Annotated in this window: 22 protein-coding genes; 16 read left to right on the top strand and 6 right to left on the bottom strand. The window is 69.1% G+C overall.

What is annotated here, in order from left to right:
- Positions 1-3: 3 nt before the first annotated feature.
- A complete protein-coding gene (locus AB0M02_RS24345) occupies positions 4-2,193 on the bottom strand; it encodes a DUF6055 domain-containing protein (RefSeq protein WP_364230287.1) in 2,190 nt (729 codons plus the stop codon).
- Between the two features lie 169 nt (positions 2,194-2,362).
- A complete protein-coding gene (locus AB0M02_RS24350; RefSeq protein WP_364230289.1) occupies positions 2,363-3,343 on the bottom strand; it encodes a trypsin-like serine protease in 981 nt (326 codons plus the stop codon).
- A 199-nt stretch (positions 3,344-3,542) separates the two neighbouring features.
- Here AB0M02_RS24350 and AB0M02_RS24355 point away from each other — a divergent pair, with 199 nt between their 5' ends.
- On the top strand, positions 3,543-4,889 hold the full coding sequence (locus tag AB0M02_RS24355; protein ID WP_364230291.1) for a flavin monoamine oxidase family protein: 1,347 nt from the start codon (positions 3,543-3,545) through the stop codon (positions 4,887-4,889).
- Between the two features lie 143 nt (positions 4,890-5,032).
- Here AB0M02_RS24355 and AB0M02_RS24360 read toward each other — a convergent pair whose 3' ends face one another.
- Entirely contained in the window at positions 5,033-5,239 is a 207-nt protein-coding gene (locus AB0M02_RS24360; RefSeq protein ID WP_364230293.1) for a hypothetical protein, read from the bottom strand.
- A gap of 312 nt (positions 5,240-5,551) precedes the next feature.
- On the opposite strand from AB0M02_RS24360, the gene AB0M02_RS24365 reads away from it, so the two are divergent.
- On the top strand, positions 5,552-6,220 hold the full coding sequence (locus AB0M02_RS24365) for a hypothetical protein (RefSeq protein WP_364230296.1): 669 nt from the start codon (positions 5,552-5,554) through the stop codon (positions 6,218-6,220).
- A gap of 155 nt (positions 6,221-6,375) precedes the next feature.
- Here AB0M02_RS24365 and AB0M02_RS24370 read toward each other — a convergent pair whose 3' ends face one another.
- Positions 6,376-6,825 (bottom strand): hypothetical protein, encoded by a 450-nt coding sequence (locus AB0M02_RS24370; protein WP_364230298.1) that lies wholly within the window; start codon positions 6,823-6,825, stop codon positions 6,376-6,378.
- A 243-nt stretch (positions 6,826-7,068) separates the two neighbouring features.
- Between AB0M02_RS24370 and AB0M02_RS24375 the strand changes: the two genes are divergently transcribed.
- From AB0M02_RS24375 to AB0M02_RS24415, 9 genes are all read left to right on the top strand, one after another.
- Entirely contained in the window at positions 7,069-7,191 is a 123-nt protein-coding gene (locus tag AB0M02_RS24375) for a hypothetical protein (protein WP_364230301.1), read from the top strand.
- Positions 7,192-7,389: 198 nt separating this feature from the next.
- Positions 7,390-7,563 (top strand): zinc-binding dehydrogenase, encoded by a 174-nt coding sequence (locus AB0M02_RS24380; protein WP_364230303.1) that lies wholly within the window; start codon positions 7,390-7,392, stop codon positions 7,561-7,563.
- A 124-nt stretch (positions 7,564-7,687) separates the two neighbouring features.
- Positions 7,688-8,713 (top strand): substrate-binding domain-containing protein, encoded by a 1,026-nt coding sequence (locus tag AB0M02_RS24385; RefSeq protein ID WP_364230305.1) that lies wholly within the window; start codon positions 7,688-7,690, stop codon positions 8,711-8,713.
- Between the two features lie 197 nt (positions 8,714-8,910).
- On the top strand, positions 8,911-10,290 hold the full coding sequence (locus AB0M02_RS24390) for an ABC transporter substrate-binding protein (protein ID WP_364230307.1): 1,380 nt from the start codon (positions 8,911-8,913) through the stop codon (positions 10,288-10,290).
- Between the two features lie 44 nt (positions 10,291-10,334).
- Positions 10,335-11,162 (top strand): sugar ABC transporter permease, encoded by an 828-nt coding sequence (locus AB0M02_RS24395; RefSeq protein ID WP_364230310.1) that lies wholly within the window; start codon positions 10,335-10,337, stop codon positions 11,160-11,162.
- Positions 11,162-11,950, top strand: coding sequence for a carbohydrate ABC transporter permease (locus tag AB0M02_RS24400; protein WP_364230313.1), 789 nt, complete (start codon positions 11,162-11,164; stop codon positions 11,948-11,950). The genes AB0M02_RS24395 and AB0M02_RS24400 overlap by 1 nt, the downstream gene beginning before the upstream one ends.
- A 16-nt stretch (positions 11,951-11,966) precedes the next feature.
- The gene (locus AB0M02_RS24405; RefSeq protein WP_364230314.1) at positions 11,967-12,326 is read left to right on the top strand and encodes a tautomerase family protein; all 360 of its coding nucleotides are present in this window, start codon (positions 11,967-11,969) and stop codon (positions 12,324-12,326) included.
- Positions 12,327-12,336: 10 nt separating this feature from the next.
- On the top strand, positions 12,337-13,389 hold the full coding sequence (locus AB0M02_RS24410) for an NAD-dependent epimerase/dehydratase family protein (protein WP_364230317.1): 1,053 nt from the start codon (positions 12,337-12,339) through the stop codon (positions 13,387-13,389).
- Positions 13,386-14,342, top strand: coding sequence for an aldo/keto reductase (locus tag AB0M02_RS24415; RefSeq protein ID WP_364230318.1), 957 nt, complete (start codon positions 13,386-13,388; stop codon positions 14,340-14,342). Before AB0M02_RS24410 ends, AB0M02_RS24415 begins: the two co-directional genes overlap by 4 nt.
- Positions 14,343-14,449: 107 nt before the next feature.
- Here the strand turns inward: AB0M02_RS24415 and AB0M02_RS24420 are convergent, their stop codons facing one another.
- Complete coding sequence (locus AB0M02_RS24420; RefSeq protein ID WP_364230320.1) at positions 14,450-15,757, bottom strand: radical SAM protein; 1,308 nt, start codon at positions 15,755-15,757, stop codon at positions 14,450-14,452.
- Between the two features lie 128 nt (positions 15,758-15,885).
- Positions 15,886-17,274, bottom strand: coding sequence for a glycosyl hydrolase family 18 protein (locus tag AB0M02_RS24425; protein WP_364230322.1), 1,389 nt, complete (start codon positions 17,272-17,274; stop codon positions 15,886-15,888).
- Between the two features lie 132 nt (positions 17,275-17,406).
- On the opposite strand from AB0M02_RS24425, the gene glnT reads away from it, so the two are divergent.
- The 5 genes from glnT to AB0M02_RS24450 are packed head-to-tail and all read left to right on the top strand — an operon-like array spanning position 17,407 to position 22,681.
- The gene (gene glnT, locus AB0M02_RS24430; RefSeq protein ID WP_364230325.1) at positions 17,407-18,723 is read left to right on the top strand and encodes a type III glutamate--ammonia ligase; all 1,317 of its coding nucleotides are present in this window, start codon (positions 17,407-17,409) and stop codon (positions 18,721-18,723) included.
- A gap of 19 nt (positions 18,724-18,742) precedes the next feature.
- Complete coding sequence (locus AB0M02_RS24435; protein WP_364230326.1) at positions 18,743-19,606, top strand: hypothetical protein; 864 nt, start codon at positions 18,743-18,745, stop codon at positions 19,604-19,606.
- A complete protein-coding gene (locus tag AB0M02_RS24440; protein ID WP_364230328.1) occupies positions 19,594-20,268 on the top strand; it encodes a hypothetical protein in 675 nt (224 codons plus the stop codon). Before AB0M02_RS24435 ends, AB0M02_RS24440 begins: the two co-directional genes overlap by 13 nt.
- On the top strand, positions 20,268-21,587 hold the full coding sequence (locus AB0M02_RS24445; RefSeq protein ID WP_364230331.1) for an FMN-binding glutamate synthase family protein: 1,320 nt from the start codon (positions 20,268-20,270) through the stop codon (positions 21,585-21,587). Before AB0M02_RS24440 ends, AB0M02_RS24445 begins: the two co-directional genes overlap by 1 nt.
- Positions 21,584-22,681, top strand: a complete 1,098-nt coding sequence (locus AB0M02_RS24450; RefSeq protein ID WP_364230333.1) for an FAD-dependent oxidoreductase — start codon at positions 21,584-21,586, stop codon at positions 22,679-22,681. The genes AB0M02_RS24445 and AB0M02_RS24450 overlap by 4 nt, the downstream gene beginning before the upstream one ends.
- Positions 22,682-22,684: the final 3 nt, after the last annotated feature.

Here is a 22,684-nt window from a genome sequence, read left to right on the forward strand (position 1 = left end):
GGGTCAGGACGCGAACGCTCTGACCTCGAGGAGGCCGACCGAGCTGGTGCCGTTCGACTGCATCAGCACCCGCAAGCGGCTCGTGCTGACCGGGGTGAAAGAAACCGAATTGTAGGCATTCGCGTTCACCGAATAGCCGCTCGACGCGGCGACGTCCGCATATGCGGAGCCGGTCCAGTACTGGAGCTTCCACGATGATGGCAATCGGACGCCGCCGTTGTCGTCGAAGATGTAGACCTGGGCCCGGCCGAGGGTGACGTTGCTCGGCCAGGTGAGTTCGGCCCACTGCTGGCCGCTGTTGGGCCAGGTGCCCCAGCGCGGATTGACGGTGTCGTTCGACGAGGACGGTTCGAGTCCGTCGTTGATCGCGGCGATCGACTCCCACGAGGACGTGTAGGAGGCGCTCGCCGTCGCGGTGCCGGCCACATTGGTGCTGGTCGACGGCGGAGGCGTCGTGGTGCCGCCGCCGATGGCCAGGTCGGAGCTCGGGAACGCGCTGAACGACGGGTTGATGTCGGACTCGCCGCCGGCGCCGTCGCAGCGGCGGTCCGGGTTGAACAGCAGGTAGGTTCCGGAACCGCAGGCGAACGCGATCTCCGCGTCGCCGCCGACTACGATGTTGCCGGAGAGGTTGGCGCCGCTCTGGATGAGGGCGTTGTCCTTGACGACCGCGTTGCCGCCGACGGTGCCGCCGTTGACCCAGCCGAGGCCCTCGATGCGGGCGTTTCCGGTCACCGTGCCGCCCATGACCGCGGCCTTCGGGCCGACGTAGGCGGTCGCCGCCACGCTCGCGTTGCCGGCGACCCAGCCGCCGCCGTTGGTGTGCCAGCGGCCGCCGTTGGTCGCGGCCGGCTTGACGTACCCGGGCTCGAATCCGGACGGGGTCGCGCCGGAGACCCGGAATTCGTACGGGAACCGCCGCGCCTTCGTGTACCCGTCGAGGAACCCGTAGTGCGGCACCGCGCTCGGCGTGCCGGTGACGACCAGCCAGACCTCGGTCTCACCGGACTGCAGCTGGAAGTCGACCTGCCCGTCGGTGCCGACCTGCAGCGCGGAGTAGCGGGGTGTGCTGCCGTTGCGTACCGCGACCAGCCCGAACGTCCAGCCGGTCGCGCCGGTCTCGGCGTGTCCCTTGAGCCGCACCTTGACCAGCGCGCCGTCGCTCGACGGCACCAGCTTGATCTTGTTGAAGCCGTAGTCGGAGGGCGCCACCCGGGCGTTGATCCGGTAGTGGCTCTGGCTCTGGTCGACGGCTTCCACGTTTCCGCCGTTGTAGGCCTTCAAGAATCCCGCGCCGTACACGTTGTTGATGAACGGCATCAGCGTCGACCGGTTGCCGAAGTCGTACGTGACAGTCCTGGTGGCGTACTCGCCGATCCGCCGGTTCAGCTCGGCCTGGGTGATGCCTGTGATCCGCCGGTACACCTCGAGCGGGTGCTCGTTGTTGCGCGCTTCGTTCCAGATCCGGTTGAACATCGCCAGGCCGTCACGGTCCTTGATGTACTGCGCGAGCATCCAGTTGCCGTAGTGGTGCCGGCTGGAGCTGTAGTAGAGGTTCTCCGAGCGCAGCCACCGGGTCAGGTCACCGGCCGCGGTGGTGGGCAGCGCCTGCATGGCCATGAACTCGGCGCTGGTCTCCCAGAAGGTGCCGGCCGAGGCGTCGGTGAAGCCGTACCCGGAGCGCCCCAGGAACGTGTAGTTCTGGAAGACGTGCCCGAGCTCGTGCGCCAGCCCCCACGAACCCGGCAGCGCCGCACCGGGCGCCACGTTGATCACGCCGACCCGGCCGTCGACCGAGCCGCCGGTCGCCCAGGCGTTGAGCTCGGTGCGGTTCCAGGTGTTCGTGATGATGACAATGATCTTGTGCTGGGCCAGGAGGCCGGTCTCCGGCGTGAACTGCATCGTGTTCACGTAGAAGCTGTAGAGGTTCTCCAGCTGCGTGATGATGTTCGCCGGGTCGAAGTTGTAGGGCGACGGTGCGCCGGCCGGATTCGTCCCCGACTTCTCACCCCACAGAAGGATGAAGTTGGTCGATTCACGCGACCGGTCGGCGGCCCACGGGACCTCGCCGGTCTGCGTCCAGCGCGCCGGGATGTAGACGGTCTTGGCGGCGGCGTCGGCGCGCGTCATGACCTGTGGGACCAGGGAGACGCCGGTCAGGACCAACAGCGCGGCGGCGAGAATCAGCCACATGCGACGTTTTTTGTGCATGGCAGAGCGTCCGATCGTGAGGCGGGATCGGAGATCCCGGGGGATTGCGAGCTTTCGGCGACCGCTGTGCGGGGATGGTCGACGCATAGCCCGGCCTCTGTTTCCGGGTCACTCTCGCTTACGAAAACGTTTTCGGCAAGTAAGCCGGGCCTTATCGCCGCCGATGCACGCCCCGCCGCCGCCTCCCGCTCGCCGCGAGAATCACGACGAAACCGACGAGGGCGGCGGGCACGGCAAGCAGGGCGATCGGCGGCAGGCCGTCCCACGGCGCGGTTTCCGGCGGTTTGGCTGCGGCTGGGCTTTCTGCCGCGGGCTTTTTCGAGGGTACGGCGGAAGCACGGCTCTTCGAGGGCGCGGCCGAAGCGCGCAGATCCTTCCCGATGACCGACAGGATCCACGGCGCGATCGCGTCCACCCTGGTCGCGATGTCCGACCCGGTGTGCGGGCAGTCCGGCCCCCGGCTGACCACGCCGACCACCACCGCCCGCCCCGTCGACTCGGTGAAGTACGGCCCGCCCGAGTCCCGTTCGCACGGGCTGGTGTTCTGGCTCGGCGCGACCCCCGACAGCCCCATCTCGGACTTGCTCACCGAGGTGACCTCGAACCTCCCGGTCCGCAGCCGATTCGGCGTCCGCTCCGCGCCGGGGCTGGTGAACCCGTACCCGACCAGCCGCGCGGCCTGCCCCTTCGACGGCTTGTCCCGGTTCAGCGCCAGCGGGGTGATCGCGGTGATCGCCCGGTCGAGCCGGGCCAGGGAGACGTCGGCCTTCCCGTGCTGGCGAACCTCGACCACGTTCGCCGTGAACCCCGCCCTACCGGTCAGGTCAGCCCGCCCGATCGTGGCGACGGACTTCTCGGCCACGGTGCGGGACACCCGGTTGCCGTCCAGGTCCCGGAAACAGTGCCCGGCCGTGAGCACCCAGCGCGGCGAGACGAGCCCGCCCGAACAGGAACTGTCCCGGGTGCCGCCGTCAGCGGTGGGAATCCCGTACTCGGTGAGCTTGACCGCGAACGGGTAACGCCCGTCCGGAACGCGGTCACCGTTGGCGATGGCGTTCGCGGGCGCACTCAGCAGGACCGCCCCCAACGGCAGGGCGGCAAACGCCGAGACGATCTTCCCCGTGATGCTCACCGGTCGTGCAGCGTAGGAGACGGTCGCAAACCAGCAGTCCTCCTCTTTCCTCTCCCTGCCTGACGTTTCCGGAGCCTCCGAGGTTGCATCCGCGCCCTATCCTGCTGATGTCTGATCGTTCACGTCAGCGCCGCGGTGGTTGGTGGGTGCGCTGACGAGTTCGCCGTGCGGCGGACTCGTCCAACCACCGGGAGTGCGCATGACCAAATCTGTTGATGTCGTTGTCGTCGGGGCCGGGCTGGCCGGCCTGTCCTGCGCCCATGTGCTGTCGCGTCGCGCCGTCGACGTGCTCGTCTGCGAGGCCCGCGACCGGGTCGGCGGGCGCACCGACAGCGCCGTGGTCGACGGTGAGACCGTCGACCTCGGTGGCCAGTTTCTCGGACCCGGCCAGGACCGCGCCTACGCGCTCGCCGCGGACCTCGGGATTCCGGTCTTCCCCACCCACACCGACGGGTTCCATCTGGCGGAGGACGCCGCGGGCCGCATCAGACGGTTCCGGGGCCTGGTGCCCAGACTCGGGGCGCTGTCGCTGCTGGACTTCGCCCAGGCCGAGGCCCGCTTCGAGCGCCTGGCCCGGACGGTCGACGTCGAGGCACCGTGGCGAAGCCCCCGAGCGGACCTGCTGGACAGCCAGACCCTGGCGGTCTGGATCCGGCGTACCCTGCGCACCGCCGGCGGACGGCAGTTGTTCACCACGGCGACGCGGTTGCTGTGGGCCTGCGAACCGAGTGAGCTTTCGCTGCTGCACGCGCTGTTCTACGCCCGAGCGGCCGGCAGCCTGCGAACAGTGATGGCGACCGAGAACGGGGCACAGCAGGACCTGCTCGACGGCGGCGCCCACGCGCTGGCGGTAGGCCTGGCCGACCGCCTGGGCGACCGGATCCGCCTGCGAGCACCCGTCTCCCGCATCGCACACGGCGGCGACGGAGCAACGGTCACCGTCGAGTCCGGCGACACCATCCGTGCGAGACGAGTCGTCGTGGCCCTCCCGCCGGCCCTCGCCGGCCGCATCACCTACGACCCACCGCTTCCGGCCGCGCGCGACAGCCTGACCCAGCGCTTGGCCATGGGCGCCACGATCAAATGCATGATCGTGTACGCGGAGCCGTTCTGGCGCTCGGCCGGCCTCAGCGGACACGCGCTCAGCCTGCCCGGCCCCGTCGCCGCCCTTGCCGACAGCAGCTCACCGTCCAGCCCCCACGGAATCCTGACCGGCGTCCTGGAGGGCGCCACCGCACGCCACCTCGGCACCCGTCCCGCCGCCGAGCGAAAATCCCTCGTACTGGCCGAACTGACCCGCCTGTTCGGCCCGCAAGCCGCACACCCGGCCGCCTACATCGAGCGCGACTGGACCGCCGAGCCGTACACCAGAGGCGCCTACGCCGCCCTCTTCCCACCCGGCACCTGGACCCAGCACGGCCCGGCACTACGCACCCCGATCGGCCCCATCCACTGGGCTGGCACCGAAACCGCCACCCACTGGTACGGCTACATGGACGGCGCAATCCGCTCCGGCGAATCAGCCGCCGCAGCCATCAACCCTTAACCATCACGCCCGTCCCCTCGCCCTCAGCCGTCACCGCCGCACCACCCATCGAGATCTTGGAGAGTTGCGCCCATATTCGAACCCGAACTCTCCATGATCTGAGCCGGGCCGCGCCGGTCCGGGCCGGGCACGGAGCTCGACGCTCAGGATTTGCCGCGGTTGTTCGCTCGCGCGATGACGACGACGCCGGCGGTCACACCCAGGCCCGTACCCAGCGCGGCACCGAGACCGATGTTGTTGAGCAGGATCCCGGCGACGACGCCGAAGGCAGCGCCAAAGGCGACCCAGACCCCGATATTTGACCAGATCCCGAGCCTTGCGGAGCCCTGAGGCTTGTCGTTGCTCGTCATCGGATCTCTCCCAGGACGTCGAGCGGAAAGGCGGACGATCCGGCGGCCCACCGTGGCGAATGCGCCACCGTCACCCTCCACAAATTATCACCAGGCATCAATCGGCAAATCCTCGTCGAGGCGCCGGCCTGATACCTCAGATCAGCGCATCGAGGGTCTGCCCGCTGAAATCTCATAGCCGGGTACGTCGAGCCGATGAGGGGTTCTGTGCCTCCGACTCGCAAGGCCGTCGCGCGCTGGGCCGCTGGCGGTGCTGTATCACTTGCTGTCGTCACTGCGGTTGTACTGGCCGCTCGCCGCAAGCGGGTAGAGGTGGCGCTGGTCGGTTCACCGGAGGTGGTCCCTGAACCTGCGGAAGAACTCGTACCCGCCAGATCCCGCTTTCACCTGTCGCGGCGATGGGTGGCGGCGTCCGTCGTGGTGGTCCTGGTCACCGTGTTCGGTGCTACCACATTCCTGCTGACCAGGCCCGATGGCTCCGCCTGTATGTCGAGCCCAACGGTGTATCCAGACTCCGCGAACGTCTACGTGGACGGGATGCCGCGCCAGATCCTGGTCGAGGATCTACCCGTTCCCGGAAGATTGATGAAGTTGGGGGATCTGCTGGAACTGGGGCACACCGCTGAGAGCCGGCACGACGTCTCGGTGCTGGGCGTGGACGACCTCGAGCCGTCGGCCAACCTGCGACCGGTGGAGGGCAGGCGGCTCGTCTCGGTGTCGTTGCAGGAACGCAATATGGGGCAGATGACCATCATTGCGCAGGTGGGGAACTACACCTGGCTCTGCGATGCGGAGGGCACCTGGTATCAGCACGATCTCGCGATGACGCGAATGCTCGCGGGCGACGATCGCCTCGAGCATCGGGAGAAAGTAATTCGAAAGGTGGTGTTTCAGATCCGCTCCGACGCCCGACCGGCTCGAGTCCGCACCCCCGCGACAGGTGAGCAGTCGGCCACGATCGCCGATTGGGAGCTTGATTGAGCGCATATCCAAGGCGGCACGAGACCCCAACCGCGGGCGTCGGCGGCTGGTAGCCGCCCTCCGCGCCGGCGAAGCCGGCATGTTCGCCGGCGAACATCGAGGTGGGGTCTGACCCGCCGTGGGCAGGGCTTTCGGGAGGCAGCAGGCCGCAGTGGTCAGGCCACACCTCCGATAATTGTCTGCCCCTCGTTGGCCGCGGCGTGATAGAAGCCGGCGATGGCGTGTGGCACGAGTGTTACTTCCTGGCCGGGGCTCCACCAGCCCTCATCGGCCAGGCCATTCGCTATCTCCGCTGCCTCCTGCGCCGTCACCACGAATCCATTGCCGTAACCGAAATCGAAGTCGATGTCGGTCCCGGTGCCTTGTAGCGCCCTGCGCATCCACGGGTACGTTCCAGGCTCGTCGCCGATCTCTCGGCTTAGACCGAGGTAGTCCTCGAAGAGCGTGTCGCGGTCGCGATCGAGAGCAGCCAGTTCCGGGTCCGGATCAGCCGCGGGTTCATCCTCTTCGTCAGCGAACCACAACTGCTCCAGGAGATCCGGTGTCGTCTCGATGCGGTGGGCGATCGCCGGAGAGAGTTTCACCAGGCAGAGACTCATGCTCACCCGAATAACATAGATGAAACCGAACCGGCGGGGACCTGGATCGTGGATCGGCGTTTCCCGGCCGCTGCTCGCGGCCGGTTACCGGGTCATCGTGCCGGACCAGCGCGGTTGCACCCCGCAGGCACGGCCCGGTCGCGCCGGGCATACCGGCTCAACGAGCTCGTGGCCGACGTCGTGGCTATGTCTGGAGCGCCGGCGACATCGCCATTCGGTCGCCGTGCCGCGGAGCTGACCAGCCGGTGGGTGACGGGCCCGTTCGGCTTCAAGGTTCTCGAAGGCGTCTCGCACTGGATCCCCGAACAGGCGCCGGATGAACTGGCCCGGTACATCCTGGAGCGGACCAGAAGCATCTCGCCGATGACCTGAAAACGCGTCACCGAGGGCCGGCTCAGCGGTTGCGTGCGGTCGTCACCCGGTTCCGGCCCGGTGACGAGGTGTATGGCGACAACCTCATGCTCAAGGGCGGCTTCGCCGAGTACGCGTGACCGGCGTCGACAACGCCGGCAAACTCGACTTCATGCGATCGGTGCCGCGGCCGGCCGGCTCACCCGCCGCCGCCTGGGCGTGCTCGCCGTCAAGGAGGGGCCGGCCCATTTCGAACCGGTGGCCGGCCTCTGCGTCACCGGCGACCTCGCCATCCACGTCGACCGGTCATTCACCCTCGATGAAGTGCCCGAGGCGTTGGCTCACGTCGGAGAGGGGCGCGCCCTCGGAAAAGTCGTCGTGACCGTCAACTGAGCACTGGCATCCGCTCAAGTGCCGCGATCCCCGGCAGTGAGAAAAGTTTCGCGATCATTGCGAAACTGTCGTGGGAGCGGAAGCATGGGATCCTTGCTCCTTCCGCGCAGATAGGCTGATGCCCATGTCCAGCGACCCCTCCGCCGAGGTTCGTTCCCGCGCCACGCTGTCCGAGGTCGCGCTGCTGGCGGACGTCTCCGTCTCGACGGTCTCCAAGGTGCTCAACGGGCGGACCGGGGTGTCGAGCGAGACCCGGGCCCGGATCGAGGCCCTGCTGCAGGACCAGCGGTACCACCAGCGGCCCTCGAAGAGGCAGACCGCGCCCCTGCTCGACGTGCTCTGTTACGAGATCGGCAGCCCGTTCGCGGGGGAGGTGCTGGCCGGTATCGAGCAGGCCGCCCGGCGCCGCCGGGTGGGGATGGTGCTCGCCGGCACCACCGTGGAGCAGGTGCCGCACCCGGACTGGGTCGAGGACGTGCTCCGCCGGCAGCCCGTCGGAGTCGTGCTGGTGGCCTGCGTGATGCCACCGGACGAGAAGCAGAAGCTGCTCGCCCGGGGCGTTCCGATGGTGGCCATCGACCCGGCCGGCACGCCCGACCCGGACGTGCCGTCGGTCGGCTCGGCCGACTGGAGCGGCGGCTACCACGCCACCCGGCACCTGCTCGACCTGGGCCACCGCCGCATCGGCATCATCACCGGCCCGCACGACATGCTCGCCTCGACGGCCCGGCTGTCCGGCTATCGCGCCGCGCTGGAGTCGGCCGGGCTGCCGGTCGATCCCGATCTGATCCGTCCCGGCGAGTTCCACCACGCCGACGGCGTCGGCCAGGGCCGGGCACTGCTCACCCTGCCCGAGCGGCCGACGGCGATCTTCGCCTCCTCCGATCTGTACGCACTGGGCGTCTACGAGGCGGCGCGTTCGCTGGACCTCGCCGTTCCGCGTGACCTCTCCGTGGTCGGCTACGACGACCTGCCCATCGCCGAGTGGGCCGGGCCGCCGCTGACCACCGTCCACGTGCCGCTGGCGGCGATGGCCGAGCAGGCCGTTCAGATCGCGATCCGCCTCAGTGACGAGCCGGAGCTGGCGTTCAGCCGGATCGACCTCGACACGACGCTGGTGGTGCGGGCCAGCACGGCACCGCCCGCCTGACGCTCCGACTCTCTGACGGCCGGTCCCGGTGGGACTCGGCCATGTCGGCATGCCCACTGTCGCGCGCCGCGCCGAGCGTACGAAAGTTTCTTGATGATTTGGAAAGGTTGACGCGCAAGTTTCGTCGTGCAAGCCTGACTCCACCCCCGCTGAGGAGCGAAAAGTTTCCTCTGCTTCCTGGAGAGTGGAGAGGGTTCATGCACCTCTTGCCGACGAAAGCTCGTCTCCGATCGCTGTCCGTCCTGGCCGCCGCGATGCTGGCCGCCTCGGGACTGACGGCCTGCGGTGGCGGATCCGACGAAGCCGCACAGAGCTCGACCGCGACCTCCGGCACCATCAACTGGTGGGGCTGGACGCCGGCCGACACGGCGACCGCCGACAGCTACATCAGCGCGTTCAACAAGCAGTACCCGGACATCAAGGTCAACTTCAAGCTGGTCAACATCGCGGACTGGGTGGCGGCGCTGCGCCCGGCGCTCGCCTCGGGCAAGGGCCCGGACGTGTTCGACATGCAGCCCGGCGCCTACGTCACGCAGTTCAAGTCGTTCGCGATCGACCAGACGAAACTGGCGGAGGACGCGCTCGGCGCCGACTGGCAGTCGAAGATCGCGCCGATCGGGGTCAGCGGCCTGACCGCGGACGGCAAGCTGACCGCCATGCCGGTGGGCTCGGTCTACGCCGGCATGCTCTGGATCAACGGCGACATCTTCAAGAAGTACGGCCTGCAGCCGCCCAAGACGCTCGCCGAGTGGAAGAACGTCTGCTCGGTGCTCAAGCAGAACAGAGTCGGCTGCTTCGTGCAGGGCGCCGCGCAGGAGGGCTTCGACCAGGACACCCTCCAGTCGATCGCGAACTCGGTGCAGCCCGGCCTGTGGACCAGGGTCTCCAAGGGCGAGGCCAGGTGGAACGACCCCGGCATGGTCAAGACCCTCGCGATCTGGAAGGACCTGTTCGACAGCGGGATCATGCAGGAGGGCGCCATCGGGTACCAGCAGTACCCGGACGCCAACAACGACTTCCTGACCGGCAAGTACGGCATGGTCATGATGGGTACCTGGTACACCCAGTACGCCACGACCAAGGCCATGACCGCCGCGCTGTCCGCCGCGGGTGTCGCCGACGCCAAGCCGTTCCCGATCCTGCCGGTCGCGTTCCCGGACGTCGCCGGCGCCGGCAACGTCTCCGGCATGTACGGCGACGCCGACTACGGCCTGGCCATCTCCACCAAGTCCACCCAGCGCGCCGCCGCCGAGACCTTCGTCAAGTGGCTGACCAGCGCCAAGGAGGGCCAGCAGGTCATCGCCGACCAGCTCAACGACATCCCGTCGCTGAAGGGTGTCGCGCCGGACTTCGGCACCATCGAACTGGTCGACCCGGCCAGCCAGAGCGCCCCGGTGAAGGACCTGGTCACCAGGGCGGCCGAGGTGACCGAGCCGCGCATGTCGCTGCTCAACGCCGACGTGCAGAACGCCATCCTGGCCGCGGCCACCTCGACCGCGACCGGCTCGGCCACGCCGCAGCAGGCGGCGGACACCCTGCAGAAGGCCGCTGAAGCCGCGGGAGTGACCTTCCAGTGACCGGCCCCCGCCGACCGGCAGGCCTGCCCTGGATCCTCCCGGCGATGGTGCTCAGTGTGGGACTGATCTACTACGCGATCGGTTACACCGGCTGGATCTCGACGCTCGACTGGGACGGGATCAGTCCCGGTCCCGAGCCGGTCGGCGCCCGGAACTACACCCGGATCCTCCAGGACCCGGTCTTCTGGGCCGCGGTACGCCACACGGTTGTCTTCTTCGTGGTCACCTTCGTGATCCAGACGGTGCTCGGGCTGGTGTTCGCAGTCCTGATGCACACCAGGATCCGGCTGGCCACGGTCTACAAGGTGATCGTGTTCGTGCCGGTGGTGCTCGCGCCGTCGATCATGGCGCCGGTCTTCCGGCACCTGTTCGCCCCGGACGGCGAGCTCAACTCGGTCCTGAGCGCGATCGGGCTGGACTCGCTGACCCAGCCGTGGATCGGGCAGACCAGCACCGCCCTCCCGGTGATCATGTTCATCACGATCTGGCAGTGGACCGGGGTCACGTTCGTCCTCTACTACGCGGCGATGACCCAGATCGACCCGTCGGTGCTGGAGGCGGCCCGGATCGACGGCGCCGGCAACCTCCGCACCCTGGTCAGCATCATCTGGCCGGAGATGCGCGGCACGACCGTGGCGCTGGCGATGCTCGGCGCGATCGGGGCGCTCAAGACGTTCGACGTGCCGTACCTGGTCACCGTCGCCGGGCCGAACAACGCCACCGAGTTCCTCGGCACCTACATCTACCGGCAGACGATTCCGCTCAGCCACGTCGGGTACGGCGCGGCGCTCTCCGTCATCCTGCTGGGCATCGCTCTGATCATGGCACTTCTTCTTCAGTACGCCGGACGCGAGCGGGAGGCGAGAGGCTGATGTTCGAGGTCCGCACCGGGTTCGGCCGGCTGCTGCTGCAACTGGCCGCGACGATCCTCGTCCTCCCGTACCTCTTCCCCTTGATCGTCATGGTGAGGGGTGCCTTCGCAGGCGACGGTGCCGGCAACTTCCGCGCGGTGCTCGGTGTGCCGGGATTCGCCCGGTTCTTCGTCAACAGCATCGTCATCTCGGCGGTCGTGATCGCCCTGGTCTACGCGGTGACGATGATGGCCGCGTTCGGCTTCGCGAAGCTGCACATCCGGTTCCGCGAGGTCTACTTCTGGCTGCTGCTGGCCTGCCTGACGCTGCCCGAGGTGGTGCTGCTCGCGCCGCTGTTCGTCACCGACATGAGGCTCGGCCTCTACGACACCTACTGGGCGGTGATCCTGCCGCTCGCCGCGCTGCAGGTGCCGTTCGCTGTGCTGCTCACCCGCAACTTCATCAACAGCCTGCCGGACGAGCTGTTCGAGGCGGCCCGGGTGGACGGCGCGAACTCGTTCCGCGGGTTCGTGCACCTGGTCGTGCCGCTGACCCGGCCGATCGCCGCCGCGGTGGTCATCTTCACCCTGGTGGCGGCGTGGAACAACTACCTCATGCCGCTGGTCTTCCTGCAGTCGCCGGAGTTGCAGACCGTCACGCTCGTCCCGCAGTACTTCGTGGGGCAGTTCAGCAACGACCAGACCAAGATCCTCGCGTCCGCGGTGATCATCGCGATTCCCGAGATCATCGCGTACCTCAGTCTTCAGCGCCTGTTCGAACGCGGCCTGTCCGCCGGCGCCATCAAGTAACTCGGAAGGAACCACCGTGCCCCTCATCCAGGTCCACCTCGACCGCGCGCTGCACGACAGGTCGCACGCCGAGATCGGTGACGCGATCCACGACGCGCAGATCGAGGCGCTGGGCATCCCCGCCGACGACCGTTTCCAGATCTTCTCGCCGCACGACTCCGGCGAGCTCAAGTTCGACCCCGGCTACAACGGCGTGGACCGGCGCGACCTGCTGGTGATCCGGGTGATCGCGGTGCACATGTACCCGGTCGCCGTGAAACAGGCCTTCTTCCGCGCGGTCGTGGACCGCCTCGAACCACTGGGTATCCGCCGTGAGGACGTTCTCATCAGCCTGACCGAGAACGGCTTCGAGGACTGGTACGCCGGAAAGAACTGAAGGAGCACCGATGCTGCAGCAAGACGCCGCGAACCTGAGCGTGCTCTACCTCGGGGGAACCGGAACCATCAGCGCCTCGTGCGTCCGGCTCTCGGTCGAGGCCGGAATGCGGGTCACCGTGGTCAACCGGGGCCGCAACGCCCAGGAGCGCGGCCTGCCCGACGAGGTCGAGACGCTGGTCGCCGACATCGGCGACGACGCCGCCCTGACCGCCGCGCTGGACGGCCGCACCTTCGACGCCGTGGTCAACTTCCTCTCCTACGACGCCGTCGACGCCCGCCGGATGGTGGCCCTGTTCGGCTCCCGCACCCGGCAGTACATCCACATCAGCTCCGGCTCGATCTATGCCAAGCCGGTGCTGCAGGTGCCGATCACCGAGTCGACGCCGACCGCGCCGAACCCGCACCTGGACTACGCCACCGCGAAGTGGCGCGCCGAGCGGGCGCTGCTCGACGCCCACATCGACGAGGGTTTCCCGGTCACAGTGGTGCGGCCGTCGCACACCTACGACGACGCGAACCCGCCGCTGCCCGGCGGCTGGGCCGCGGTGGACCGGATCGCCCGCGGTGAACAGATCGCGGTGCACGGCGACGGCACCTCGCTGTGGACGCTCACCCACGCCGAGGACTTCGCCCAGGGCCTGGTCGGCCTGCTCGGCAACCCTAGGGCCATCGGCGAGACCTTCAACATCACCGGCTCGGACGTCTACACCTGGGACCAGATCTACACGATCGTCGCGGAGGCGCTGGGCGTGACACCCCGGCTCGTGCACGTGGCCTCCGAGATGTATCCGGTGGTCGCCCCCGAATGGTTCTGGTCCGGCGAGATGGTCGGCGACATCGGGCACAGCGCGGTCTTCGACACCACCAAGATCCGTACGTTCGTGCCGGGGTTCGCACCGCGGCTGACCTTCCACCGGGCCGCCGCCCGCATGGTCGCCTGGCGCCGCGACCACCCGGAGAGCACCCGCGGCGATCAGGCCACCGAGGAGGTCCTGGCCCGTTTCGTCAGCGCCTATCACGCGGCCCGCGAGGCGTTCGCCGCCCATAGGGTGACGTCATGACCATTCGCCCGCTCGGCGGCACCGGCCTGAGCGTCACCCCGCTCTGCGTCGGCACCAGCCCGCTTGCCAGCATGCCGGACCTTTATGGGTACGCGGTGGACGAGCACCGCGCGACGGTCACCGTCGACGCCGTTCTGGACAGCGGCGGCGCCATCAATTTCATCGACACTTCCAATGGGTACGGTGACGACGGCTCAGCTGAACGGCGGATCGGAGCGGCGTTGCGCCGCCGTGGTGGCCTGCCCTCCGGCATCGTCCTGGCCACCAAGGTCGACCCGGACCCGCGTACCGGTGACTTCTCCGGCGCGCGAGTGCGGCGCTCGTTCGAGGAGAGCCTCGGCCGTCTCGGCGTGGACCGCGTCCAGCTGCTGCACCTGCACGACCCGGAGCGGATCACGTTCGCCGAGGCCACCGCACCCGGCGGGCCGGTCGAGGCGCTGGCCGACCTGAAACGCGAGGGACTCGTCGGCCACCTCGGCGTTGCGGGCGGCCCAGTTGCCCTGATGCGACAGTTCCTCGACACCGGCGTGTTCGAGGTCGTGCTCAGCCACAACCGTCACACGCTGCTCGACCGGTCCGCACTCGACCTGTTCCGCACCGCCCACGAGCGGGGGATCGGTGTGCTCAACGCGGCACCGTACGGCGGGGGAATGCTGGCCAAGGGACCGGAGAAGCAGACAAAGTACGCGTACGGCGAGCGCGACGACACGATCGCCACCGCCGCACTCGCCATGCGCGCCGCCGCCGCGCGGGCCGGCGTCCCGCTGGCCGCAGCCGCCCTCCAGTTCTCCCTGCGGTCACCGTTCATCGACTCGACAGTGGTCGGGGTGTCCTCGCCGGAACGGGTGGCTCAGACCCTGGAACTGGCCGCCACCGAGATACCCGAGGCGCTGTGGGAGGAGCTGGAGTCTCTGGTCCCGCCCGCGGAGCTGTGGCTCGACCCACCCGCCTGAAGCCATGCCCCTTTTCATGAGCCGGCGGCGGGGTGCGGCCTGGTGCCGCACCTTCGCCGCCCGCTCGTCATGGCGAGGGAAATGCCATTACGCGTACGAAATAATGGTTATTTCTCGGCCGGGAGGCTGTCCATGAAAGAGCTCACCGAGAAGACCGCGTTGCCGGGGCCCGCCGGGCCGTAACCGGGTGGGCTGGAAAGGCCGTACTCGTCCATTGTCGCGCGGTAGGTCTGCAGCAGGCGGATGTGGTATTCCAGGGGGGCGCCGTCCGGGTTGGTGCGGCCCAGTGGGGTGGTGGGTTCCGGGCACCAGGTGGTGAAGCGCGGGGTGATGCCGCGGGACATGAAGTAGTGCAGGCCCTCGGCGGTGGAGTCGATGGCCTCGTCGACGGTTCGGAAGCCGAAGGGCTCGGCCATTTCGATGCCGGCGACGAAATTGGGGATGACGTTGCGCGCGCCGAAGATCTCGGCGGAGTCGAGGATGCGGCGGTGCCATTCCTCGCGGCCGACGTAACGCTCCTTGCCGGGGCAGTGGAGTTCGAAGAGGCGCTTGTCCCAGACCTCGTAATTGGGGTGGTAGATCTGGATGCCGTAGTCCTTGAAGCGCTGCACGTCGGCGCGGGGCAGCGCCTGGGCGACCACTTTGCCGATCCAGCGGCCGGGGAAGGCCTCCTCGATGGCCTGGGCGTATTGTCCGTAGAAGTCCGCCTCGGCCTTGCCGCCGACGTGGGAGGTGACGCTGCCGCCGGTGAGCGTGTACGCCGTGGAGGTGCGAGCGGTGTCGTGCTTGTCGATGATCGCGAGGGCCTCGAGGACCTCGTCGACCGGCTTGACCCCGGTGTACGGGCGCCCGGCTGCCTTGTGCTGGCGCCAGTTGTGGTTGATGTCGCAGTACTGGCACTCCTCCTTGGCGCCGAAGTACTGACAGACGCGGAAGACGGTCAGGTAGACGAGGTAGCCCCACTGGATCGTGGGCGCGACCTCCATGACCTGCTTGCCGTTGGCGAGCGTGTGCCGGTAGTAGTCCGGCATGGGCGGCAGGCCGACCTCGGCGATCGGGCGGTCGTCCAGGAACAGCATGAGGCGGCCGTCGGCGTCCGGTTTCACCCGGTACGGCGAGTCGGGATTCGTGCGCACGGAGACGACCGTGCGGCGCAGCTCGTAGGGGCCGCCGGTCAGGACGATCTCCTCCGGCGGGCGGCGCAGCGCCGCCTCACCCAGCTCCGGCAGCGTGCGGTGGTCGAAGGAGAAGATGAAGTACGACTTCGGCTTCACCGACCCGTTCTCGTTGTCGGTCAGCGCCGACTCGTCGAAGGCCAGCCCGCCGCGCAGCAGGTCCTCCTTGATCACCGCCTCGCGCGGGACATGGGGGAACCGGGCCATCAGGTCCTCGACGACGTCGGTGCGCGACTGCATGCGTCCTCCTAGCTGCTCCTTCGCCCATCCCATGCCATCACAATTGCTCGGCGCACCGGGGGTATCCAAATGGAGATGTTGGCGACAGCCCGGCCGCCGCGGGTGGGCGGCGGCCGGGCCCGGGCCGGTCAGCCCAGGGCGTTCAGGAACGGCTCGTGGCTGTTCTTGAACTCCCAGCTGTAGAACCTGTCCCAGTTGATGGACCAGGTCATCAGACCGCGGAAGTTCGGGTTGGTGCCGCTGCGCGGGGCGTACGAACCGCAGTTGCTGCCCTTGACCAGGCAGTTCACCGCCTGCTGGACGCCCGCCGGCGCCACGTAGCCGTTGCCGGCGCTGACCGAGCTGGGCGCGCCGAAGGCGATCTGGTCCTCCCGCAGCGCGGGGAACACGTTGGCGGTGTTACCGGCCACCGGGAAGCCGGCCAGCAGCATGTCGGTCATCGCGATGTGGAAGTCCGCGCCGCCCATCGAGTGGTACTGGTTGTCCAGGCCCATGATCGAGCCGGAGTTGTAGTCCTGGACGTGCAGCACGGTGATGTCGTTGCGCAGCGCATGGATGACCGGCAGGTAGGAACCGGCCCGCGGGTCCTGGCCGCCCCACGGCCCGGAGCCGTAGTACTGGTAGCCGAGTTGGACGAAGAACGTCTCGGGCGCCATGGTCAGCACGAAGCCGGCGCCGTACCGGGCCTTCAGCGACCTGATCGCGCTGATCAGGTTGACGATGACCGGCGTGGTCGGGTTCTTGAAGTCGGTGTCGCCGGTGTTCAGCGACAGCGAGTGGCCCTCGAAGTCGATGTCGACGCCGTCCAGGCCGTACCTGTCGATGATCGCGCTGACCGAGCTGACGAAGCGATCGCGGGCCGCTGTGGTGGTGAGCTGCACCTGGCCGTTGGCGCCGCCGATGGAGAGCAGCACCTTCTTGCCGGCGGTGCGCTTGGCCTTGATGGCGGCGATGAACTGGGCCTCGGTCTCGACGCCGGGACACTCGGTGGCCGGGCAGAGGGAGAACCGGATGTCGCCGGAGGTGGCGGAGGTGGGCTCGCCGAAGGCCAGGTTGATGATGTCCCATTCGGCGGGGACGTCGGCCATCTTCAGGTAGCCGGACCCGTTGGCGAAGCTGGAGTGCAGGTAGCCGATGAGGGCGTGCTTGGGGAGCCCGCCGACGGGGATCGGGGTGGTCGGGGACGTAGTGGGGCTGGGGCTCGCCGTCGGGCTGGTGGTGGGCGACGCCGTCGGGGATGATGTCGGATTTGTCGGGTTTGTGGTGCCGCCACACGCCCCGTTGTTGATCCAGACGTCCCACTGACCACTCTTCAGCAGCGGGTCCTCACCCTGGGTCCACCACTTGGCGGTGAAGTTCTTGCCGTCCCGGGAGGCGACGTTGTCCTTGACGTAGACGGAGGAGGCGCTCCACGCGGGCGCGCAGGCCGCGGCCGCGCTAGCGGTGGCCGCCACATAAACGGTTGAGCCGGCGGAGGCCAGGACGGCCACCGTAGCCAGAATCACGGATCGACGCATGGCTAATTATTAGGACTGTTAACTGAATAAGTAAAGCCTGTCTGTTACGCGGCATGCGACCTCTCGTAACAGAGACTCTGTTCACTCTTGCGAAACAGAGTTTCTTGTGAAGAATCATCAAGGGGAGGTCACGTGTCATCGGCATCGGAACTCGCTCGGCTCGCGGAGGCGGCCGACGTCCGTTTCATCCTCGCGCTCTTCGTCGACCTGCGCGGCAAGCCCTGCGCCAAGCTGGTCCCGGTCGAGGCCGTGGAGACGCTGGCCACCGAGGGCGTCGGCTTCGCCGGGTACGCCGTCGGCGCGATGGGCCAGCAGCCCCGGGACCCGGACCTGATGGCGATACCCGACCCGGAGTCGTTCACCCCGGTGCCGTTCCTCAAGCCGGGCCTGGCCATCGTGCACTGCGACCCGCACGTGGGCGGCGAGCCGTGGAAGTACGCACCGCGCGTCATCCTCAAGGCGATGCTGGCCCGCGCAGCCGAGGCCGGATACCGGCCGTGGGTCGGTGCCGAGGTGGAGTACTTCCTGGTCGAACGCGACGGCGCCGGCGGACTGCGGCCGGCCGACGCGCTCGACACCGCCGCGCAGCCCTGCTACGACGCGCGCGGCGTCACCCGCATGTATGAGCACCTGACCGCCGTCTCGACCGCGATGAACGACCTCGGCTGGGGCAACTACGCCAACGACCACGAGGACGGCAACGGCCAGTTCGAACAGAATTTCGCGTACGCGTACGCGCTCACCACCGCCGACCGCGTCATCACCCTGCGCTACCTGCTCACCATGCTCGCCGAGCAGCGCGGCATGACCGCCACCTTCATGCCCAAACCGTTCGCCGACCGGACCGGCAACGGCCTGCACCTGCACATGTCGCTGACCGCCGGCGACCAGCGGGTCTTCCCCGACAGCGGCGACGACCGGGGGCTGGGCCTGTCGTCCACCGCGTACGCCTTCGTCGCCGGCGTCCTCGAACACGCGAGTGCCCTGCAGGCGCTGCTCGCGCCGACGGTCAACTCGTACAAGCGCACCGGCGCGGTCTCCACGGCCTCCGGCGCCTGCTGGTCACCCCGCTACGCCACGTACGGCGGGAACGACCGTACCCACTACATCCGGGTCCCCGACGACCAGCGTGTCGAACTGCGCGGCGGTGACGGGTCGGCGAACCCGTACCTGGCCATCGCGGGCGCTCTCGGCGCCGGCCTCGACGGCATCGCCCGCTCGCTCGACCCCGGCTCGCCCGGCTCCGGCGAGACCAAGGGCGACCCGCTGCCGCTCACCCTGCTGGACGCGGTGCAGGCCTTCGAGGCCGACGACCTGCTCACCGGGGTGCTCGACGCGGCGGGCGGCGGCGTCGCCTCCTACTTCGCCGAACTCAAACGGGCCGAGTTCTTCGCCTGGCACAGCGCCGTGTCGCCCTGGGAGATCGACCAGTACCTGCAGGCGTTCTGAGAGAGAGGAGCCTTCCACTGTGTGCGGAATCGTCGGCCTTCATCTGAGGGACCCCGATCTGTATCCGAGGCTCGGCACGTTGCTGACCGGGATGCTCGGCGAGATGTCCGAGCGTGGCGCCGACTCGGCCGGCGTGGCCGTCTACGGCGATCCGGTGTGGTCACCGCCCGGCCACGCGACCGTCACCGTGCTGGCCGACTCGATGCCGCCGGTGCCCGGCGCCACCGTGATCGACCTGGGCGCCACCCAGGTGGTGCACGCGCCGCTGCCGGTCGGTGACCTGCTCGCCGCTGTCCGGGCCGTGGTTCCGGGCGCGCTGATCGGCGGGTTCGGCCAGGACCTGACCGTGCTCAAGGGCGTCGGGCACCCCCGGGACCTGGCGGCGGCGTTCGGCCTGGAACGGGCGCAGGGGTGGCAGGGCGTGGGACACACCCGGATGGCCACGGAGTCGGCGGTGACGCCGTCGGGGGCGCATCCGTACGCGGTCGGGCCCGATCAGTGCCTCGTCCACAACGGCTCGTTCAGCAACCACGCGACGATCCGCCGCCACCTGGCGGCCCGCGGTGTCGAGTTCGACAGCCAGAACGACACCGAGGTGGGTGCCCGCTATGTCGCGCGGGCCCTCGCCGACGGCCGGGACGTCGAGAGCGCGCTGAAGAGCCTCTGCGCCGAGTTCGACGGGTTCTACACGCTGCTGGTGTCGAACCGGGACTCGTTTGCCGTGGTCCGCGACGCGATCGCGTGCAAGCCCGCGGTGATCGCCGAGACGCCGGCGTGGGTGGCGATGGCCTCGGAGTACCGGGCCCTGGTCGGGCTGCCCGGGATCGAGCAGGCCCGCATCTTCGAACCCGAGCCGGAACGGATCTACGCATGGACACGCTGAATTTCGATCTTGGGGCTTTGACGCTGCGCGAGGTGAACCGAAAGCTCCATAACCTTAAATCGGGATTTGTCAGAATTAAGGAGCCAGCCGGCAAGCACAGCGTCGCGGCCGGCCTGCGTAGCACGCTTCACGTGACGATCGAGGGCCACTGCGGGTACTACGCCGCGGGCATGAACCAGGACGCGGACGTGGTGATCGACGGGAACGCCGGCGTCGGCGTCGCCGAGAACATGATGAGCGGCTCGGTGCGCGTCAACGGCAACGCCTCCCAGTCCGCGGGTGCCACCGCTCACGGCGGCCTCCTCGTGATCACCGGCGACGCCGCGGCGCGCTGCGGCATCTCCATGAAGGGCGTGGACATCGTGGTCGGCGGCGACATCGGCCACATGAGCGCGTTCATGGCGCAGGCCGGCCGCCTGGTTGTACGCGGCGACGCCGGTGAGGCTCTCGGCGACTCCATCTACGAGGCCCGGCTCTACGTCCGGGGCAAGGTCGCCTCGCTCGGCGCCGACTGCATCGCCAAGGACATGGGCCCGGAGCACCACGCCGAGCTGCGCGAGCTCCTCGACCGCGCGGGCTGGCCGGACGACGACACCACGGCGTACACCCGCTACGGCTCCGCCCGGCGGCTCTACCACTTCCACGCGGGGAACGAGTACTGATGAGTCATCTGCGCGAATCGGCGACCTTCGACCGTGCGGCCATCCACGCCATCCAGCGCGCGGCGGCCACCGGCGTCTACGACATCCGCGGCTGGGGGGCCAAACGCCCGCTGCCGCACTTCGACGACCTGCTGTTCCTCGGCGCGAGCATGTCCCGCTACCCGCTGGAGGGATACCGGGAGTCGTGCGGCACCGACGTCGTGCTCGGCGGGCGCAACGCGATGTTCCCGCTGCACCTGGACATCCCGGTCACCATCGCGGGGATGAGCTTCGGTGCGCTCTCGGCGCAGGCCAAGGAAGCTCTCGGGCGCGGTGCCTCGGAGGTGGGCACGTCGACCACGACCGGCGACGGCGGCATGACGCCGGAGGAGCGCGGCCAGTCGAAACACCTCGTCTACCAGTACCTGCCGTCCCGATACGGGATGAACCCGGACGACCTGCGGCGGGCCGACGCCATCGAGATCGTCCTCGGGCAGGGTGCCAAGCCGGGCGGCGGTGGCATGCTGCTCGGTCAGAAGATCAACGAGCGGGTGGCCGCCATGCGGACGCTGCCACGGGGCATCGACCAGCGCAGCGCCTGCCGGCATCCGGACTGGACCGGCCCGGACGACCTGACCATCAAGATCCAGGAGCTGCGGGAGATCACCGACTGGGAGAAGCCGATCTATGTGAAGGTCGGCGCGTCCCGGACGTACTACGACGTCAAGCTGGCCGTGCACGCCGGCGCCGACGTGGTGGTCGTCGACGGTATGCAGGGCGGCACCGCGGCCACCCAGGAGGTCTTCATCGAGCACGTCGGCATCCCGACGCTGGCCGCGCTGCCGCAGGCGGTTCAGGCGCTGCAGGAACTCGGCGTGCACCGGCAGGGACCGCGGGGCGTCCAGCTGATCGTCTCGGGCGGTGTGCGTACCGGCGCCGACGTGGCGAAGGCGCTGGCCCTGGGCGCGGACGCGGTGGCGATCGGCACCGCGGCGCTCATCGCGCTCGGCGACAACGACCCGCGCTGGGCCGCCGAGTACGAGGCGATCGGGTCGGCCGCCGGTTTCTACGACGACTTCCAGGACGGCCGCGACCCGGCCGGCATCACGACGCAGGACCCGGAGCTGGCGGCCCGGCTGGATCCGGTCGAGGCCGGTCGCCGCCTCGCCAACTACCTGCGGGTTCTCACCATGGAGGCGCAGACGATCGCGCGCGCCTGCGGCAAGGCGCACGTCACCCACCTGGAGCCGGAGGATCTGGTCGCGGTCACGGTCGAGGCCGCTGCCATGGCCCGCGTGCCGCTGGCCGGGACGTCCTGGATTCCCGGGGCTGGGCTGTGAGCGGGTCGGTCGCCGTCGTCGGCGCCGGGCTCACCGGCGCCGCGACGGCCTGGCGATTGGCTGAGCGAGGCGTCCCGGTCACGCTTCTGGAGCGGGCCACACCCGCCAATCCACGGGGCAGCTCGCACGGTTCCGCGCGGATTTTCCGGTACGCGTACCCGAACCCGTTCTACGCGCACCTCGCCGTCACCGCCCGCCGCCACTGGGACGAGCTGCGGGACGCGTCCGGCCAGGACCTCCTGCGGCAGACCGGAGCGCTCGACTTCGGCGCCGTACGCGACCCCGCCCACCTGGCCGGCGTGCTTACCTCCGCCGGCGTCGAGCACGAGCTGCTGTCCGGTGCGGCGGCCGCCGAGCGCTGGCCGGGCATCCGCGCGGGTGACGGCCCGGTCCTGTGGCACCCCGGCGCCGGCGTGCTCGACGCCGAGGGCGCGGTCCTCGCCATGACCGCCCTGGCGCGCAAGGCCGGAGCGACCGTCCACGAGAACTGGCCCGTCACGGCGCTCGTCCCGGCCGGCGACCGGATCTCGCTGCGGTCGGCGCACGGCGACGAGCTGACCGCCGGCCACGTCGTGCTCGCCGCCGGTGGCTGGCTGCCGGAGCTCGCCGCCGATCTGCCGTTCGCGCTGCCGCCGCTGCGGATCCGCCAGGAGCAGGTCTACCACTTCCCGTTCCGCGACCCGGCCGGCGACTGGCCCACCCTCGTGCACAAGGAGGACTGGATCTCCACGTACGCCCTGCCCGGCGGCCGCGACGCCGGTCACCGCGGGCAGAAGGTCGCCGAGTACCTCGGCGGCCGCGACATCGCCTCGGCCGCGGAGAACGACGGCGTCGTCGACCCGCGCAACCGGCAACGGGTGATCGATTACGTCGAGCGCCACCTGCCCGGCCTGGTCCCCGAGCCGTACGCCGAGACGACCTGCGTCTTCACCGTCACCGCGTCCGAGGATTTCGTCATCGACACGCGCGGCCCGTTCACCGTGGCCTCGCCCTGCTCCGGGCACGGCGCGAAGTTCGCCCCGCTGACCGGCGCGATCGTCGCCGACGCCGCCACCGGGCGCGCCCGGCCCGACGCCCGGTTCCGATTAGGGTGACCG

This window comes from Actinoplanes sp. NPDC051861, from assembly GCF_040681145.1.
In the GTDB taxonomy this organism is placed as follows: Bacteria; Actinomycetota; Actinomycetes; order Mycobacteriales; family Micromonosporaceae; genus Actinoplanes.